At 65.4% G+C, this 16,925-nt stretch carries 18 protein-coding genes; 13 read left to right on the top strand and 5 right to left on the bottom strand.

Annotated features, from left to right (window positions below):
• Window positions 1-10: 10 nt before the first annotated feature.
• Window positions 11-862, bottom strand: a complete 852-nt coding sequence (locus BM315_RS16855; protein ID WP_090503066.1) for a glycine zipper 2TM domain-containing protein — start codon at window positions 860-862, stop codon at window positions 11-13.
• 309 nt (window positions 863-1,171) lie between these two features.
• Between BM315_RS16855 and BM315_RS16860 the strand changes: the two genes are divergently transcribed.
• The 9 genes from BM315_RS16860 (at window position 1,172) to BM315_RS16895 (ending at window position 9,436) form a co-directional block, all read left to right on the top strand.
• Entirely contained in the window at window positions 1,172-1,786 is a 615-nt protein-coding gene (locus BM315_RS16860) for a C40 family peptidase (RefSeq protein ID WP_090503068.1), read from the top strand.
• A 113-nt stretch (window positions 1,787-1,899) separates the two neighbouring features.
• Complete coding sequence (locus tag BM315_RS16865; RefSeq protein ID WP_090503070.1) at window positions 1,900-2,418, top strand: C40 family peptidase; 519 nt, start codon at window positions 1,900-1,902, stop codon at window positions 2,416-2,418.
• Window positions 2,419-2,469: 51 nt separating this feature from the next.
• Window positions 2,470-3,132, top strand: coding sequence for an O-methyltransferase (locus BM315_RS16870; protein WP_090503072.1), 663 nt, complete (start codon window positions 2,470-2,472; stop codon window positions 3,130-3,132).
• 387 nt (window positions 3,133-3,519) lie between these two features.
• Window positions 3,520-4,728 (top strand): MFS transporter, encoded by a 1,209-nt coding sequence (locus BM315_RS16875; RefSeq protein ID WP_090503074.1) that lies wholly within the window; start codon window positions 3,520-3,522, stop codon window positions 4,726-4,728.
• Window positions 4,725-4,850 carry a hypothetical protein gene (locus tag BM315_RS25275; protein ID WP_280140427.1) on the top strand — a complete coding sequence of 42 codons (126 nt, stop codon included), beginning with the start codon at window positions 4,725-4,727 and terminating at the stop codon, window positions 4,848-4,850. Before BM315_RS16875 ends, BM315_RS25275 begins: the two co-directional genes overlap by 4 nt.
• A 94-nt stretch (window positions 4,851-4,944) precedes the next feature.
• Entirely contained in the window at window positions 4,945-5,487 is a 543-nt protein-coding gene (locus tag BM315_RS16880) for a glutathione peroxidase (protein ID WP_090503076.1), read from the top strand.
• A 113-nt stretch (window positions 5,488-5,600) separates the two neighbouring features.
• Window positions 5,601-6,527, top strand: a complete 927-nt coding sequence (locus BM315_RS16885; protein ID WP_090503078.1) for an esterase/lipase family protein — start codon at window positions 5,601-5,603, stop codon at window positions 6,525-6,527.
• Between the two features lie 47 nt (window positions 6,528-6,574).
• On the top strand, window positions 6,575-7,645 hold the full coding sequence (locus tag BM315_RS16890; RefSeq protein ID WP_090503080.1) for a lipase secretion chaperone: 1,071 nt from the start codon (window positions 6,575-6,577) through the stop codon (window positions 7,643-7,645).
• Between the two features lie 33 nt (window positions 7,646-7,678).
• Window positions 7,679-9,436 carry an ATP-binding response regulator gene (locus BM315_RS16895; protein WP_090503114.1) on the top strand — a complete coding sequence of 586 codons (1,758 nt, stop codon included), beginning with the start codon at window positions 7,679-7,681 and terminating at the stop codon, window positions 9,434-9,436.
• Window positions 9,437-9,528: 92 nt separating this feature from the next.
• Here the strand turns inward: BM315_RS16895 and BM315_RS16900 are convergent, their stop codons facing one another.
• From BM315_RS16900 to BM315_RS16910, 3 genes are all read right to left on the bottom strand, one after another.
• The gene (locus BM315_RS16900; protein ID WP_090503116.1) at window positions 9,529-10,146 is read right to left on the bottom strand and encodes a response regulator; all 618 of its coding nucleotides are present in this window, start codon (window positions 10,144-10,146) and stop codon (window positions 9,529-9,531) included.
• A gap of 157 nt (window positions 10,147-10,303) precedes the next feature.
• Window positions 10,304-10,783: a hypothetical protein gene (locus BM315_RS16905; RefSeq protein ID WP_090503118.1), complete on the bottom strand. Its 480-nt coding sequence runs from the start codon at window positions 10,781-10,783 to the stop codon at window positions 10,304-10,306.
• 278 nt (window positions 10,784-11,061) lie between these two features.
• Window positions 11,062-11,916: a sulfurtransferase gene (locus tag BM315_RS16910; RefSeq protein ID WP_090503120.1), complete on the bottom strand. Its 855-nt coding sequence runs from the start codon at window positions 11,914-11,916 to the stop codon at window positions 11,062-11,064.
• 220 nt (window positions 11,917-12,136) lie between these two features.
• Between BM315_RS16910 and BM315_RS16915 the strand changes: the two genes are divergently transcribed.
• Entirely contained in the window at window positions 12,137-12,817 is a 681-nt protein-coding gene (locus BM315_RS16915; RefSeq protein ID WP_090503180.1) for a spermidine synthase, read from the top strand.
• A 344-nt stretch (window positions 12,818-13,161) separates the two neighbouring features.
• Here the strand turns inward: BM315_RS16915 and BM315_RS16920 are convergent, their stop codons facing one another.
• Window positions 13,162-14,223, bottom strand: a complete 1,062-nt coding sequence (locus BM315_RS16920) for an SMP-30/gluconolactonase/LRE family protein (RefSeq protein ID WP_090503122.1) — start codon at window positions 14,221-14,223, stop codon at window positions 13,162-13,164.
• A 137-nt stretch (window positions 14,224-14,360) separates the two neighbouring features.
• Here BM315_RS16920 and rnd point away from each other — a divergent pair, with 137 nt between their 5' ends.
• Genes rnd through BM315_RS16935 form a run of 3 tightly spaced genes read left to right on the top strand, consistent with a single transcriptional unit; the run spans window position 14,361 to window position 16,722 of the window.
• Window positions 14,361-15,494 carry a ribonuclease D gene (rnd, locus tag BM315_RS16925; RefSeq protein ID WP_090503124.1) on the top strand — a complete coding sequence of 378 codons (1,134 nt, stop codon included), beginning with the start codon at window positions 14,361-14,363 and terminating at the stop codon, window positions 15,492-15,494.
• The gene (locus BM315_RS16930; RefSeq protein ID WP_090503126.1) at window positions 15,491-15,784 is read left to right on the top strand and encodes a YcgL domain-containing protein; all 294 of its coding nucleotides are present in this window, start codon (window positions 15,491-15,493) and stop codon (window positions 15,782-15,784) included. Before rnd ends, BM315_RS16930 begins: the two co-directional genes overlap by 4 nt.
• Window positions 15,785-15,789: 5 nt before the next feature.
• Complete coding sequence (locus tag BM315_RS16935) at window positions 15,790-16,722, top strand: D-2-hydroxyacid dehydrogenase (RefSeq protein WP_090503182.1); 933 nt, start codon at window positions 15,790-15,792, stop codon at window positions 16,720-16,722.
• Window positions 16,723-16,925 lie beyond the last annotated feature (203 nt).

Here is a 16,925-nt window from a genome sequence, read left to right on the forward strand (position 1 = left end):
CATATCCCGGTCAGATCAGTTCCCACGCACCATCGGCGGCCTGGCAGGCCTGAACGGTTTGCTGGTCGTTGGCGCCCTTGCTGGTCATGTTGTAATTGACCGTGCGGCAGGTGGTCTGGGCGGTGACCTGTTCTTCCACCAGGCTCAGGCTGTCCAGGTCGAAACCCTGCTCCTTGGCGCTGGCAACATCCATGGCATCCAGGTCGGTAGCGGGCGCGACAGGCTGAGCGGTGCTGGCCGTGGTTTGGCTGCCGACGGCGGCGACCAGCGGGGCGTAGACATAACCGATGCTGACCCCCTGGCGTCCGACCATGATCCAGTTGTTGTCGGTGCTGCCGCTGGCCAGGCCGCCGACTTTTTCGGCGCTGGTGCTAGGCGCGCTGCGCACGTTGGCGGATTTCAACGCACGGTAGGGCTTGTTCAGCAATTGCATGTTGGGCACCGGCTGGACCTGGGCGGTGCGCTTGACCGCGACAGTGCGCGAGCGGATTTCGGTGCTGACCGGGGTAATTTGCGCGCTGGCGCCGCTGTGGCCGAAGGTCCAGGTGCTGGCCTGGCCATCGAGGCTGTTGTTCAGTACCTGTTGGGTCTGCAGGGCCAGGGCCTGGCGATCGCGTTCGTCCAGCTTGGCGCCGATGGACTTGCCGAGCATGCCGCCCGCCAGGGCGCCAACCATCATGGCGGCGGTGCGGCCGCTGCCACTGCTGACCTGGCTGCCGATCAGCACGCCCGCGGCAGCACCGGCGAGGGTGCCGATGTTCTCTTTGTTCATCCACTCGTTCTGCGACATGTTGGCGCAGCCTGCTGAAAGACCAATGCAGGCGCCCAGAACGAGGGGGCCGGTTTTTTTAAGCATGCGCATGATGAAAACTCCTTGTCGACTCGGTGAGGGTCTCGAGGGAATTGGCTTTTTACGCAGGCGGGAAATCAAACAACGGCAGCAGAAACGGCTGAAGATTCTCACTCCCTTGAGCGAAAAAAATCGATCCGACGACCGGGGCCGATTAGAGCTTAAAAGTTACTGGCAATTTAATCGCATGTTCGTTTCTTGCGATGCGGCGCTTAGATGTTTTGCCGGGAGTACTGAGTCACATCAACAGCCATTGAATTTGCAAATGAGGGGCATAGAAGGCATAGTCGCGCCCTTGTGAAACTACGACACCTTGTGCCCATGTTCAAAAACTTCGCACCGCTCGTGCCGCTCGCACTCACTCTGGTTCTGACCGCCTGTGCCAGCCATGCGCCGCAAACGCCGGCGACCACTGCAGTGGCTAAGGCCAAGACAGCCGCGCATGCGGTTTTTCTTGACGAAAGCGCAGCCGAAGCGGACATCGATTTTACCGACGATGAACCCTACGAGCTTCCCCAGTTGGCCGACAGCATCCTGTCCCATGGCCTGTCGCTTGTTGGTACCCGCTACCGCTACGGCGGCAGTACGGTGAAATCCGGGTTCGATTGCAGCGGCTTCATCGGCTACCTGTTCAAGGAAGAGCTGGGCATGCAACTGCCGCGCTCGACCCGCGAAATGATCAATATCGATGCGCCCCTGGTCGAGCGTGAAGAACTGGAGCCGGGCGATCTGCTGTTCTTCAGCACCAATGGCCGTGGCCGTGTCAGCCACGCCGGGATTTACCTGGGTGACGATCAGTTCATCCATTCCTCCAGTAGCCGCAGCGGTGGTGTGCGGGTCGACAGCCTGGAAGACCGCTACTGGAACCGCACCTTTATCGAGGCCAAACGGGCCCTGGCCCTGGCGTCGACCGAACCGCTCGCCCGCCATCCCTGATCGCCCGGCGCAGCGAATCTCCGGCGCAGCGAATCCCCGGCGCAGCCAAAAAGTTGCGCTGTATCGCCTGAATAGGCAGAGTGAGCGCATTCAGGCTCTGGATCGCTTCGCTGATGAACGTCACGACCCCCGTTGCCCTGCTCCTGCTTGCCGCGCTGCTGACTGGCTGCGCTGGCCGCAGTCCTGCCCCACAGCCAATCGTCCATGTGCCCGCCACCAGCTTCCACAGTGGTGCCGAGGACGTGTTGTTTCGCGCCCTGGGGTTGGTCGGCACACCCTATCGCTACGGTGGCAATACCCCGGCGGGCGGCTTCGACTGCAGCGGCCTGATCGGCTATGTCTACCGCGATGCTGCCGGCGTCAGCCTGCCGCGCTCGACCCGTGAGCTGATCGGCATGCGCGCACCAGCCGTTGGCCGCAATGCGCTGCAAAGCGGTGACCTGGTGTTCTTTGCCACCAATGGCGGCAGCCAGGTCAGCCATGCCGGTATCTACGTCGGTGACGGCCGCTTCGTGCATGCCCCCTCCAGCGGCGGCACCGTGCGCCTGGACAGCCTCAGCAACAGCTACTGGCAGCGCACCTATCTGAAGGCCAAGCGCGTCTTCAGTCCCGAACTGGCGCGCAATCCCTGACGAGCAGAGCAGTCTGTAGGAGCGGATCTGCGCCAATCCATGGAGACCCCCATGACCAATCGCACCCTCAGCCTCGATGACAACCTCTACCGCTACCTGCTCGACGTGTCCCTGCGCGAAACGCCGCTGCTCAAGCGCCTGCGCGACGAGACGGCGCAATTGGCCAACGCCCAGTGGCAGATCGCTCCCGAACAGGGCCAGTTCATGGCGCTGCTGGTGCAGTTGAGCGGTGCTCGGCGGATTCTCGAAGTCGGTACCTTCACCGGCTACAGCGCCCTGTGCATGGCCCAGGCCATGGGCGAGGAGGGGCGGATGATCTGCTGCGATCTCCCCGGCGACTACAACGCCACCGCCGAGCGCTACTGGCGCGAAGCCGGCCTCGCCGGGCGTATCGAGCAACGCCTGGCACCAGCCCTGGATACCCTCGCGGCACTGGAAACCGAAGGACAGGCCGGCAGTTTCGACCTGATCTTCATCGACGCGGACAAAGCCAACTACCCGGCCTATCTGGAGTACGCCCTGCGCCTGCTGCGCCAGGGCGGCCTGATTCTGTTCGACAACACCCTGTGGAGCGGCCGGGTGCTGGAGCAGAACCCGGACAGCGAAGACACCCGCGCCATCCAGGCCCTCAACCTGGCCCTGAAAGACGATCAGCGCCTCGACCTGTCGCTGCTGCCGCTCGGTGACGGCCTGAGCCTGTGCCGCAAGCGCTGAACTCGATCTGTAGTGCCGGATTGTCGGGTTACTGTAGCTGCCGCTCCGGCGGATGGGGGTATATACAGCTGTTCATGGTGCCTGCTCCATGCCTGTGTGGTCCATTGCGTCGTGTCAGCCGCGGCGCGAGCAGGCTCTACGACAATGCGCTTATAGTTGCCGGGCTTGATGTCGCTCAGTATTCGCTGCTGAAGAACCTTGCATCACCAGTCTGGCCGAAGCCGTGGCTGGAGCGCAGCACGCCCGGGCGTAACCTGTGGGTGCTCGAGTTGCAGGCTTGACGCGACGCATCGGCCGCAGCGCCTCGATGGCGTTGCTCGGTGACCTGGAAACGCGCGACTTATTTTTCTCGATAAAGCGGGCGTCTGCCCGCGAAAGGACGCTTTTATGACTGCCGTTTGGCGCAAGAGTGGTTGGGTTCTCCTCGGCGCTTCCCTGATCCTGGCGCTGTCGCTGGGTATTCGCCATGGCTTCGGTCTGTTTTTGCCGCCGATGAGCATTGAATTCGGCTGGGGGCGCGAGGTATTCGCCTTCGCCATCGCCCTGCAGAACCTGATCTGGGGCCTGACCCAGCCGTTCACCGGCGCCTTGGCCGATCGCTTCGGCGCGCAGCGTACGGTGATCGTCGGCGGCATTCTCTATGCCCTTGGTCTGGTATGCATGGGGCTGGCCGATTCGCCCTGGACGCTGTCCTTGAGTGCCGGTCTGTTGATCGGCATCGGCCTGTCCGGCACCTCGTTCTCGGTGATCCTCGGGGTGGTGGGGCGTGCAGTGCCCGCGGAGAAGCGCAGCATGGCCATGGGCATTGCTGCAGCGGCCGGCTCACTCGGTCAGTTCGCCATGCTGCCGGGCACCCTGGGCCTGATCAGTTGGCTCGGCTGGTCCGTTGCCTTGCTCGCCCTGGGTCTGCTGGTGGCCCTGATCGTGCCGCTGGCAGCGATGATCAAGGACAGCCCGTCGCCGGTCCTGGCCCATGAGCAAAGCCTGGGCGAAGCATTGCGCGAAGCCTGCGCCCATTCGGGCTTCTGGTTGCTGGCGCTGGGCTTTTTCGTCTGCGGTTTCCAGGTGGTGTTTATCGGCGTGCACCTGCCGGCCTATCTGGTCGATCAGCATCTGCCGGCGCTGGTGGGGACCACGGTGCTGGCGCTGATCGGCTTGTTCAACGTGTTCGGCACCTACACGGCCGGCTGGCTCGGTGGGCGCATGTCCAAGCCGCGTCTGCTGACGGGCCTGTACCTGGCGCGGGCGGTGGTAATCGCGGCGTTCATCCTGACCCCGCTGAGCACCTGGAGCGCCTATGCTTTTGGCATCGCCATGGGTTTGCTGTGGTTGGCCACCGTGCCGTTGACCAACGGCACGGTGGCGACCCTGTTCGGCGTGCGCAACCTGTCTATGCTCGGTGGTATCGTGTTCCTCTTTCATCAGATCGGCGCGTTCCTGGGCGGCTGGTTGGGTGGCTACCTGTACGACCGCACCGGCAGCTATGATCTGGTCTGGCAGATCGCGATTCTGCTCAGCTTGCTGGCTGCCGCCCTCAATTGGCCGGTGCGTGAGCAGCCGGTAGCGCGTTTACGCAACCTGGAGGCTGGCGTATGAATACCCACAATCTGCTGAGTGTCGGCCTGGCATTGCTCGGTTCCCTGGCTCTCGGGCTGATCTGGTGGGGCTGGCAGCAGAGTGGTCTGGCCTTCCTGCAACTGGGCATGGCGGTATGTTGAGCGCGGCGCCTGGCGCGGCCTGTCAGTCGTCGCCGATTGCCCTTGAGCTTGGTTGGGCGTAGCGTCCAATCGATCTGTTACCGAGGGTTTTGCCATGCTGCTGCGCAGCGCTGTCGTGTCCTTGTTGCTCGTGGCCCCAACGCTGGCCGCCGAGTGCCCGAGCATGCTGCAAGGCGAGTTGCCCAAGCTGCGCAGCAAGGACCGCATCGACCTGTGCGAGCAATTCGCCGGCAAGCCGCTGCTGGTGGTCAATACCGCCAGTTTCTGCGGCTTCACCCCGCAGTTCAAAGGCCTCGAGGCGCTGTATCAGCGCTACAAGGGCCAGGGCCTGGAAGTGCTCGGCGTGCCCTCGGACGACTTCAAGCAGGAGTCGGACGATGCCGAGGAAACCGCCAAGGTCTGTTACGTCGACTACGGCGTGACCTTCAGCATGAGCCAAACCCAGCCTGTCACCGGCGCCCAGGCGATTCCGTTGTTCAAGGAACTGGCCGCGCAGAGCCAGGCGCCGCGCTGGAACTTCAGCAAATATGTGGTGGACCGCCAGGGCCGGGTGGTCGCCAGTTTCTCCAGCCGCACCCTGGCGGACGATCCCGAGTTGATCGCTGCGGTGGAAAAGGCCATCGCCTCGGCACCTTGAGCCGGTAGCTTCACCCATCTGGGCGATGGGCGGGCCATCCTCGTCTCCTTAAAGTGTGGGCACGCCGGACGCAGTCACCCGGCGTGCCCACAAGAACAATAAGGAGGCACCCCATGCGTCGCGTTATCTGCACTGCTTTAGCCGCCGTTGCCCTGGTCGGCGCGGTCGAGACCCAGGCCGGCTACACCCAGACCAAGTACCCGATCGTGCTGGTACACGGCATCACCGGCTTCGACACCATCGGCGGTCTGGTCAATTACTTCCACACCATTCCCTGGAACCTCGAGCGCGACGGGGCCAAGGTCTACGTCGCCAGCGTCGCCGCGTTCAACGACAGCGAGCAGCGCGGCGCCGAACTGGCCCGGCAGATCGTGCCCTGGGCCGGTGCCAATGGCGGCAAGGTCAACCTGATCGGCCACAGCCAAGGCTCGCCGACTTCGCGGGTAGCGGCCTCCTTGCGCCCGGACCTGGTGGCCTCGGTGACCTCGATCAATGGCGTCAACAAGGGCTCCAAGGTCGCCGACGTGGTGCGCGGCGTGGTGCCGCCGGACAGCGCCATCGAAGGCGGCGCCAGTGCCATCGCCAATGCCCTGGGTGCGGTGATCAACCTGTTGTCCGGCAGCAACAATCCGCAGGACGGCCTGGCCGCCCTGGAAACCCTGGCCACCCCCGGCACCACGGCCCTCAACAGCCGCCATCCGTGGGGCGTGAACAACGCCAGCTACTGCGCCAAATCCAGCGAAGTGCACAACGTGCGCGGCTACAACATCCGCTATTTCTCCTGGACCGGCAATTCCTCCTACACCAACATCTTCGACGCGGTCGATCCGTTCCTGGCCATCACCGGCCTGGCCTTCGCCGGCGAGAAGAACGACGGCCTGGTTGGCGTCTGTGCGACCTACCTGGGCCAGGTGCTCGGCGACAGCTACCACATGAACCACGTCGATGCGATCAATCACCTGTTCGGTATCCGCGGCTGGACCGAGCCGGTCTCGTTGTATCGCCAGCATGCCAACCGCCTGAAGAACAAAGGCGTCTGATCCTTGCCACGCCGGCGGGCTGTCCAGCAGCCCGTCTTGGAGGTCGCATGCCCCTGCCGATCCGTTCCATCGCCGCGCTGGTCGTGCTGGTCATCGGTGCCGCTGCACTGACGCTCTACTGGCAATGGCCGCAGCAGGCCGTGGTCCAGGTCGATTCGGCCAGCCAGGACGAACCTGTCGCTCCGCTCATTGCCAGCCCCTTGCCGGGTCAGCCGGCGCCAACGGCTGACGCCCCGGCCACGCCGTCGGCATTGCTGCCGGGCTTGGGCGGCACCGAGGTCGATGGCGAACTGAAGAGCGACAGCGCCGGTAACCTGCAGCTCGACCTGGCGCTGCGCGACTATTTCGATTACTTCCTCAGCGCTGTCGACCAGGCCGGGCTGGATGCCTCGGTCGAGGCCTTGCTGGCCGATGCCGGCGGGCGCCTGCAGGAGCCGGCGCTGGGCCAGCTGGTCGGCCTGCTTGGCGACTATCTGGAGTACAAGCGCGCCAGCCTGGCGCTGCTGCAGCAACCCTTGGGCGCCCACCAGCAAGCCCAGCCGCAAGGGCAGTTGCTGGCGTTGCAGCAGGCCTTCGACAGCCTGGCCCAGTTGCGCCGCAGCCACTTTTCACCGGACGCGGTGGAGGCCTTGTTCGGCGCCGAAGAGGTCTATGCGCGTTACACCCTCGACAGCCTGGCGCTAGTCGCCCGCGACGATTTGAGCGAGCAGGGCAAAGCCGCCGCCCAGGAGCGCCTGCGCGAGCAATTGCCGGCGGCCATGCGCGCCAGTGAGGAGCGGCAGAGCCAGGCCCAGGCACAGCAGGCGCAAAGCGAACGGTTGTGGCGCGAGGGGGCGAGCGAGGAACAGGTGCGCCAGGCATTGGCTTTGTCCTATGATCCGTCGACTGTCGAGCGCCTGCTGCTCGAGCAGCGCACTGAGCGCGCCTGGCAGCAGCGCTACACGGCCTATCGCGAGCAACTGGCCACGCTGCGCAGCACCGGTCTGAGCCCGGCGGACCAGCAGCATGAGCAGCAGCGTCTGCGCCAGCGCCTGTTCGACGCCGCCGATCAACACCGAGTCGACACCTATGATGCGATTGCCGCCAAACAGCAGGACCGCGCCCCCGCCGAGCCTTGATCGCCAGTCGCTCGCACGGGCGGCCGCGCAGCCATGAGGCTGGAGCAGGAAGAACGTCTGTTGCTGGCGCAACAGCGCCGTGGTTACCGGCGTTTGTGTTTCGTTGCCGAGCTGGAGCAGGGCTTCGTCGAGCACCGGGTACAGCGCATCCATCGCCGTTTGTTGCTGATCGTCGGCACCGCGATTGTCTTCCAGCTGATCTACAGCGCCCTCGATCTGCTGCTGATGCCGCTGGCGGTGGGGCTGTCGGCGATGCCCCTGCGGGTGCTGGGCATCCTTGGCGTGCTGGCGGCGTTCGTCTACTGTCGGCGCCCGCAGAGCCCGCCACGCCGGGCGTTGTTCGCCTACACCGCCGCCTATGCGCTGAACGGCGCCTGTGTGGCGCTGATCATCCACCTGTGCTGGGTTCAGGGCGAGGCCATGCCCTATGACGGCCTGTTTCTGATCCTGTTGTTCGGTTACGTGCTGCTCGGCGTCTCGTTTCGCGCCGTGAGCCTGGCGGCCTGGAGCTTCTGCCTGCTGTTCCTGGCGCTTGGATTGCTGCTGACCGAGCCGGGTAGCCAGTTGGCTTATCAGGGCCTGTTTCTGATCTGCGCCAACCTGATCGGCAGTGTCGGTGCCTACCTGCAGGAGCACGGGCAGCGCGGCGCCTGGCTCAACCTGCGCCTGCTCGACCTGGCGCGGCAGCGCGCCGAAGCCGACGACGCACGCAAGCTGCGTCTGCTCGCGGCGGCCAGCCATGATCTGCGCCAGCCGCTGAACGCCATGGGCCTGTATGCCCAGCACCTGCTCGAGCAAAGCCGGGAACCGGGCATCCGTCGGGTCAGCGCTCGTCTGGCAACTTCGGTGGAGCAACTTAGCCGCCTGCTGCAATCGCTGCTCGACTACAGCCGCCTGACCTTGCCCGGCGGGGTGCAGGCCAAGCTGGAAGTGTTCGCCCTGCGTCCGCTGCTCGAACGCCTGAGCGGCGAAACCCGCAGCGAAGCCGAGCTGCAGGGCGTCGAGCTGGATCTGCAGTGCGCGGATCTATGGGTGCGCAGCGACCCGTTGCTGCTCGAACGGGTGCTGCGCAATCTGCTCAACAATGCCTTGCGCCATGCCCAGGCGCGGCGCGTGACGCTAAGCGCCCGGGCGGAGGCGGGCAGCGTGTTGCTGGAGGTCGCCGACGACGGCCGTGGTCTGACGGCGCAAGATCAGGCACAAATTTTCGAGGAATTCCGCCAACTGGATAACCCCGGGCGCAATGCCGAGCGCGGCCTGGGCCTCGGTCTGGCCATCGTCCAGCAGCTGGCCGCGCTGCTGGAGCATCCGCTGCAGCTGGACTCCAGTCCGGGCCAGGGCGCCCGTTTCGCAGTGCGCCTGCCGCGCGCCGCCGTGGGGGAGTGGCAGCCAGCCAAGCCGGTCGGCGCCGCCTTGCATGGTCGGGTCTTGCTGCTGGAGGACGACGAAGCCGGGCGCGAGGCCTTGTCCGGGCTGTTGCGCCGCTGGGGTTGCGAGGTCTGGGCCTGCGCCGACCTGCAAGCGGCCCTGGCATGCCTGGCAGAGGCATCGCCGCAATTGTTGATCAGCGATTACCGCCTGGCCGCCAGCGAAGACGGCCTGTGCGCCATCGAGCGCCTGCGCGAGGAGGCCGGGAGCATGCTTCCGGCCCTGCTGGTCAGCGCCGATATCAGCCCCGAGTTGCAGGAGCGCTGCCTGCCCGCCCACGTCACCCTGCTCGGCAAACCCCTGCTGCCGGCACGTTTGCGCCAGGCGCTGGCGGTGCTGTTGCCGGTTGCTGAAAAAGCCTAGAAACGGAACGCCGGCCGGCCGCTCCTGCAGCCAGGTAGATCCTATGTTTATTTGCAAGACCTGCGATTTCGTAGGGTGGATGCTGTAGAGCTCTACAACCATCCGCGCTGGCGAGCGGCGCTGACGCAGGCGGTGCGGGTGTGCACGTCGAGTTCCTGGAACAGGGTCTTCAGGTGGGTTTTGATCGTGTCTTCGGAAACCCCCAGTTGTCGGCTGATGGCCTTGTTCGGCAAGCCGTCGGCCAGCAGCAGGAGAATCTGCGATTGGCGGGGCGTGAGGGGTGGTTTTTCGCCGGCCGCCGGCGCCGGCAGGGTTTCCCCGAGCAGCACGCGGGTCACCGCCTGACGCAGGTCGTCGCTGTTGGCGCTTTTCGGGATAAAACCCAGGGCGCCTGCGGTCAGCGCCGCCTGAACATCCAGATTCGAGTCGCTGGCACTGAGAATCGCCACCGGGGTCAGGCGCCCTTGTTGCTGCCAGCGTTGCAGCAGTTCGAGGCCGGCTACGTCCGGCAGGCGCAAATCCAGCAGTATCAGGTCGAAATCGTGCCGGCGCAGACAGGCCTCGGCTTCGCCGGCGTTCTGTGCGGTCTGGATCTGCAGGTCAGGGCAGAGCGGCGCCAGGGCCAGGCTGAGACCGTCGAGAAAGATCCGATGGTCATCCACCAGCAACAGGCGAAGCTGGTCGGGCAGGGCAGTACAGAGTGCTGTCATGGCAGTTTCACGCGGTTTTTTGTGGGGCGAGTGTAGCGCAAAGTGCTGGCTGGTTTAGGCGCCAGGTCACTAATAGGGGAGGGGAGGGGGCATGTAAGAGCCAGCTTGCTGGCGATCCGCCCACCGCCGCCGAAAGTCGCCCCTGCAGGCTGCCGGGTCAGGCGACCGCGCTGAAGCTGCCGATGCAGCGTTGCCAGGCTTCGATGAAGTCGCGCGGGTGGCCCTGTGGGCGAAATACCCGGCACCAGACCCGGGCCAGGGCGAACAGGTCGTCTGCAGCGGGCAATTCGCGCTGTTCCACCTCGATCAGCATCCAGGCGATGGCGGTGGCGTAACGCAGGTTGACCGTCAGTTCCAGGTGTGGCGCTGCCAGAAAAGCGTGCTGGCTGGCCAGGCCGCGGATCTGGCTGGCCAGGTCCGGATCGAGTGCCAGATACTGATCCCACAGCTGTTGATGGCGCAGTTCGGCGATGCGGTAGAGGCCATGGCCGCCCTGGTCGTCGAGCGCCGAACCCAGCGCCGACTGGCAGGCGGCGGCGCCCAGGAGCAGGGCTTCGGCAGCAGGTGAGTGACGCCCCAGATAGATCAGCGTGGGGCGTATGACGTGCTGGATCAACTCGCAGGCTGCAATTCCCATATAGCCCTCGCGAAAAATGACCGGTGGGGCCGGGGCGCGTGGCAGCTTGTGGTCATTCTTGGAAAGGCCCCACCGGAAGCGGACTTAGCCGCTTGATTTGAAGTCTAGTGCGACCTTTCGTTTGTAAAAGACTGTTTTTAAATTGTTTTATGCTTTCTGTTATTACCTATATTCCACTTGGTGCTTAGAGCGAGCGGGCGGCGATCCGCTCGCAGGCAGGGCGCCTCGGAGCGTAGCGACAGCCCGCCAGTTGTGTGCCGAGTCGTCTCGGATAGCCCCTAATCACCCACCGCGACAGGGCGGTTCGGGTCGGTAATCCACTCGCTCCAGGAGCCGGCATACAGCGGCGCCAGCGGGTAGCCGGCGAGGCACAGGGCGAACAGGTTGTGGCAGGCGGTGACGCCGGAACCGCAGTAGGCCACCAGCTCGCTGGCCGGGCGCTCGCCGAGTTGTGCGGCGAAGCGCTGGCGCAGTTGGGCCGCCGGCAGGAAGCGTCCGCTGCTGTCCAGATTGTCTGTGCAGGGTGCGCAGCGGGCACCGGGGATATGCCCGGCGACCGGGTCGAGCGGCTCCACCTCGCCGCGAAAGCGCGGCAGGGCGCGGGCGTCGAGCAGGGTCAGTTGCGGATCGGCGAGGCGCCGCTGCAACTGGTTGGCGTCGACCAGCAGGTTGGCATCGGCTTGGCCGTCGAAGCGCCCCGGCGCGGGGTTCGGCAGCGCCTGGCTCAGCTCGAAAGCGGCTTCGCGCCAGGCCTGCAAGCCGCCGTCTAGCAGGTAGACGGCCTCGCGTTTGCCCAGCCAGACCAGCAACCACCAGGCGCGGGCGGCGAAGGTGCCGGGGCCGTCGTCGTACAGCACCACCGTGCTGCTGTCGTGCAGGCCCCATGCGCGCAGGCGCGCCAGCAGTTGGGCGGACTCGGGCAAGGGGTGACGGCCGCTGATGCCTTTATGCACCGGCCCGGACAGATCGCGCTCAAGATCGGCGAACTGGGCGCCGGGGATATGCCCTGCGGCGTAACTGCGCTGGCCGTAGGCAGGGTCATCCAGGGCAAAGCGGCAGTCGAGGATGAGCAGTTCGGGTTGACCCAGGCGGGCCTGGAGTGCGTCGGCGGTGAGCAGTTGGGCGAGGGGCATGGCAGGTGTCCTGGGGTTCGCGGAAGACTGCAGGCATGATAAAGGCTGTGTCGGGGTTACGCGATTGCACAACAACCATCGCAACAGCCGCGAAGCCTGATGGGCGTCAGGTTGGCAAGGCGCGACTTTTTCTTAGGCTGCGGCGCTGCATCTTTGGCCGTTTCTGTGCATGCTGCACGCCTTGTTTTTCTTCTTCGACTCAATCAAGCATGAGACAACCATGAAGCGCTTCGTACTGTTGGATACCGCCCCGATTCCCGATGGCTCCGGGGCGCTCTGCCTGTTCGAGTACGGCGAGGACTTCGTGATCAAGATCGCCGGTGGCGATGGCGGTCAGCTGATGAACACGCGGATGCACGGCTCCGAAGACGCCCTGGCGGCGATTCCCTGCAAGAAAGTCGCCGGCCGCCCGGATTCGCGGGTACTGATCGGCGGCCTGGGCATGGGCTTCACCTTGGCGGCGGCGCTGCAGAACCTGGGCAGAAACGCCGAGGTGGAAGTCGCCGAGCTGGTGCCGGGCGTGGTCGAGTGGAACCGTGGCCCGCTGGGGGCCAAGGCCGGCTACCCGCTGCTCGACCCGCGCACGCGGGTGCTGCAGGAGGATGTGGCCAACAGCCTGAAGACGGCGGACAGGCGTTACGACGCGATCATGCTGGATGTCGACAACGGCCCCGAGGGCCTGACCCAGAAACGCAACGGCTGGCTGTATTCCGCGCAAGGCTTGCAGCGCTGTCACCAGGCCTTGCGCGCCAAGGGCGTGCTGGCCGTGTGGTCGGCCAGCGCCGACAGCAAGTTCGCCGACAAGGTGCGCAGAGCCGGCTTCAAGGTCGAGGAAGTGCAGGTCTATGCCCATGGCAACAAGGGTACCCGCCATACCATCTGGATCGCCGAGAAGCTGTAGGCGGGAGCGGGCCGCGTAGGTCAGGCGGCGTAGGATGGGTCGGACCGCGTAGGTTAGGCGCGCGCAAATTGGCCTGTTGCCACAAGAGCAATGGCGCCGTAACCCATCAGCGATAGTGGCCATGACGCCGAGTACAGGCATAAGTCGCTTGATGGGTATCGCTACGCTCAACGCCATCCTACGGTCGGGCTGTACCTGTACCCGCAGGCCGCGATTGATGGCCTGTCACCTGCGCGGCCCGACCAGTGCGGCGCAATCCAGGGCCGCGACCACCCCGGATTACGCTGACGCCTGCTCCATGACTTTAGGCAAGCTACGCAGCCGCTGCCGTGCGGCGTTTATATTCAGCGAATCTTCAGCCGGCCGATGCGGTCGTTATCCAGGCTGCCGAAGTACAGGTAATCGCCCACCGGCTTGACCGAGGTGAGCATGCGCAGGTGGCTGCCGCTGGTGTCGTGCAGGCTGCGCACGATCTCGCCCTGCTCGTTGAGGGCGATGGCCAAGCCGTAGGGAATGGCCTTGGGCCACAGCGCGCGCGGCAGTTTGGCCAGCTGCGCCTTGAGCCAGGGGTGGCGATGGAGGAAGTCGGCATCGGCCTTGCGTGGCGTCGGCAGGGCGACCCAGAAGGTGCCGGCGCGATCGCCTTGCAGATTGTCCGGCAGGCCCGGCAGGTTGTCGATGAACACATCCCGGCTGCCGGCTTGCTCGCCCTTGAGCCAGTAGCGGGTGATGCGGTAGCGGTAGGTTTCGTTGACCAGCACGAAGTCCTCGTTGGCCGACAGCGCCACGCCGTTGGCGAAGTACAGGTCCTTGAGCAGCACGCGGGTCTCGCCGCTGCCTGGGTTGTAACTGAGCAGGCGGCCGTGGGGGCGGGCTTCGAGCAGGTCGAGCAAATAATCCGGCTGGGCGAAACGCGAGGAGGCGTCGCTGAAATAGATGGTGCCGTCCCTGGCGATGTCCAGGTCGTCGGTGAACTTGAAGGGTAGACCTTCGGCCTCAGTGGTCAGGACCTGGATCTGCCCTTGCGGGTCGATGGACAGCAGGCCCCGGTAGGCGTCGGCGACGACCAGCTGGCCGGCGGCGTCGAAGTCTATGCCCAGCGGTCGGCCTTGGGTGTCGGCGAAGGTCGCGACGCTGCCGTCGGCCTCGATACGCACGATGCGGCCGTCATGCAGGCCGGCGTAGACCCGGCCCTGGGCGTCCACGGCAGTGTCTTCCGGGCCGTGCAACTGGCCGCGGCCGAGCAGTTCGGCCTTCATCAGGGTGTCGTTGGGTTCCAGCACGCCGGTCATGGCCGGGGCGGGCGGCGCCTGCCAGGCCAGCGGGTCGATGGAGCTGGGAGTGATGGCCAGATAGATCGCCGCGGCGGCGATCGGCAGGACGAGTAGGCCAAGCAGTTTGTTCATTATTCTTATTCCCTGTATGGATGGTTTCAAGCAGGCGCCGCGCAGGATAGCGCTTCTGTCTCATGCCGCGCATCGTCAATGCCCGGCTAGGTGGCGGGGCGATATATACTGCGCGGCATTCTTCATGGGAGCGCCGCGTGGCTATCGATATTCACTGGATTCGTGACAACGCCAGCCTGGCGCAGCACTGCGCCGGCTGGCACAGCCTGCCGTTCGTGGCGGTAGATACCGAGTTTATGCGGGTCGACACCTTTTACCCGATCGCCGGCCTGCTGCAGGTCAGCGAAGGTGAGCGCGCCTACCTGATCGATCCGTTGCTGATCGACGACTGGGCGCCGTTCGCCGCATTGCTGCAGGACCCGGCCGTGGTCAAGGTGTTGCATGCCTGCAGCGAGGACCTGGAAGTCTTCCTGCGCCTGACCGGCAGCCTGCCAGTAGCGCTGTTCGACACCCAGCTGGCCGCCGCCTACCTCAACCTCGGTTTCTCCATGGGCTATTCGCGCCTGGTGCAGACGGTGCTGAACATCGAACTGCCCAAGGGCGAAACCCGCTCGGACTGGCTGCAGCGCCCGCTCAGCGAGACCCAGATCAGCTACGCCGCCGAGGATGTGCTGCACCTGGCCGAGGTCTATAACCTGTTGCAGCAACAGCTGTCGGCCGAGAAAAACGCCTGGGTGCTGGAAGACGGCGCCGAGCTGGTGGCCAACCTGGGCCGTGAAATCGCCCCGGAAGATGCCTACCGCGAGGCCAAGCTGGCCTGGAAGCTGTCCCGCGCGCAGTTGGCGGTGCTACGCGAACTCTGCGCCTGGCGCGAGCGCGAGGCGCGGGCGCGCAATCAGCCGCGCAACCGCATCATCCGCGAACATTCGCTGTGGCCGTTGGCCCGCACCCAGCCGAACAACCTGGTGGCGCTGGCGCGGATCGACGATATGCACCCGAAAACCGTGCGTCAGGACGGCGAGTTCCTCCTCCAGCTGATCAAGGACGCCGCCGCCACGCCGCCAGCCGAGTGGCCCGAGGCCCTGCCCGAGCCCCTGCCGCTGGAAGCCTCGGCATTGTTGAAGAAACTGCGCGCCATCGGCCAGCGCGAAGGCGAACGGCTGAACATCGCCCCGGAGCTGATGCTGCGCAAGAAAACCCTCGAAGCCTTGCTGAAAAGCGGCTACCCCAATGGTCCCTACCAGTTGCCGGACTCGCTGCGCGGCTGGCGCCGTGAATTGATGGGCCAGGCCCTGCTCGATTGCCTGGCCGGCGAAGGAGAATCCGCGTGAAACGCATCTGCTCGATCTACAAAAGCCCGCGCAAGAACGAGATGTACCTCTATGTGCTGAAAAGCGATGACCTGGCGCGCGTGCCGGAAAGCCTGCTGGCGGCGTTCGGCCCGCCGACCCTGGCCTTCAGCATGGTGCTCACGCCGGAACGCAAGCTGGCCCGCGAGGACATTCACGCCGTGCTGGAAAACCTCGAGAAGCAGGGTTATCACCTGCAGATGCCGCCGCCGGAAGATGAATACATCGAGCACCTGCCGGACGAATTGCTGCGGCGCAACGATCCGGTATGAGCGCCATGCGCGTCCTGATCGGCGAAACCGCACATGCCCGCTACGCCGGGCTGCTGCGCCAGGCGGCGCCCGAGCTCGAGCTGCACGGCAGCGCCGACCCGCTCGAGCTGGCGCACTGGGCGGTTAGCTGTCCGCTCTGGCTCGGCCAGCCGGATCTGCTCGCGCCGCTGCTGGCTCAGGGGCACAAGCCGCAGTGGCTGCAATCGACCTGGGCCGGCATCACGCCGCTGCTGGCCGCCGATCTGCCGCGCGATTACCGGTTGAGCCGCGCGGTCGGCATCTTCGGCCAGGTGATGGCCGAATACGTGCTCTGTCACCTGCTGGCCCATGAGCGCCAGTTGTTCGCCCGTCTGGCCGCCCAGGTCGAACGGCGCTGGGACGACCGTCTGCCGCAGAGCCTGGCCGGACGCCGGGTGCTGATCGTCGGCTGCGGCGATATCGGCCTGAGCGTGGCACGCTTTCTCGCCCCGTTCGGCATCGAGCTGTACGGCGTGGCCAGTCGCGCGCGCGTGCTGGCGCCTTTTCTCGAAGTCGCCGGACTCGATCAGCTGCCGCGCCTGGCCAGTCAGGCCGACTACCTGATCAACCTGTTGCCGGACACCCCGGCCACCCGCGACATCTACGACGCCGCGCTGTTCGCCCGGCTCAAACCGAGCGCGCTGCTGATCAACGCCGGGCGTGGCGTGGCGGTGGTCGATGCCGACCTGGTCGCGGCGCTGCAGCAGGACCAATTGGCCGGCGCGGTGATCGACGTCTGCCGCCAGGAGCCGCTGCCCGCCGGCCATCCGTTCTGGAGTGCGCCGCACCTGTTGCTCACCGGGCACAGCGCGGCACCGACCGAGCCGCGGCTGATGGTGCAGTTGTTCGTCGACAATCTGCGCCGTTACCAGGCCGGCAGCGAGTTGCGCGGCGCCGTGGATTTTGTCCGCGGGTATTGAGTCGCAGACGTGCTGTCTTCCCCGGATTGCATCCGGCTACAAACTGCTTCGATGACGCCGGCCGCGCACCATCGATTGACTGCGGGCACCCGGTGCGCACGACGCACCCTACGCCGGCGTGTCACAACGCTGCCATTCGGCCCGGCGGCCTTGGACTTGGCCATGCGGCGCGCTAGACTGCCGGCCTTTCGCCAGTCACCGTA

Origin of the sequence: Pseudomonas borbori (assembly GCF_900115555.1) — a bacterium.
GTDB classification, from domain to species: domain Bacteria; phylum Pseudomonadota; class Gammaproteobacteria; order Pseudomonadales; family Pseudomonadaceae; genus Aquipseudomonas; species Aquipseudomonas borbori.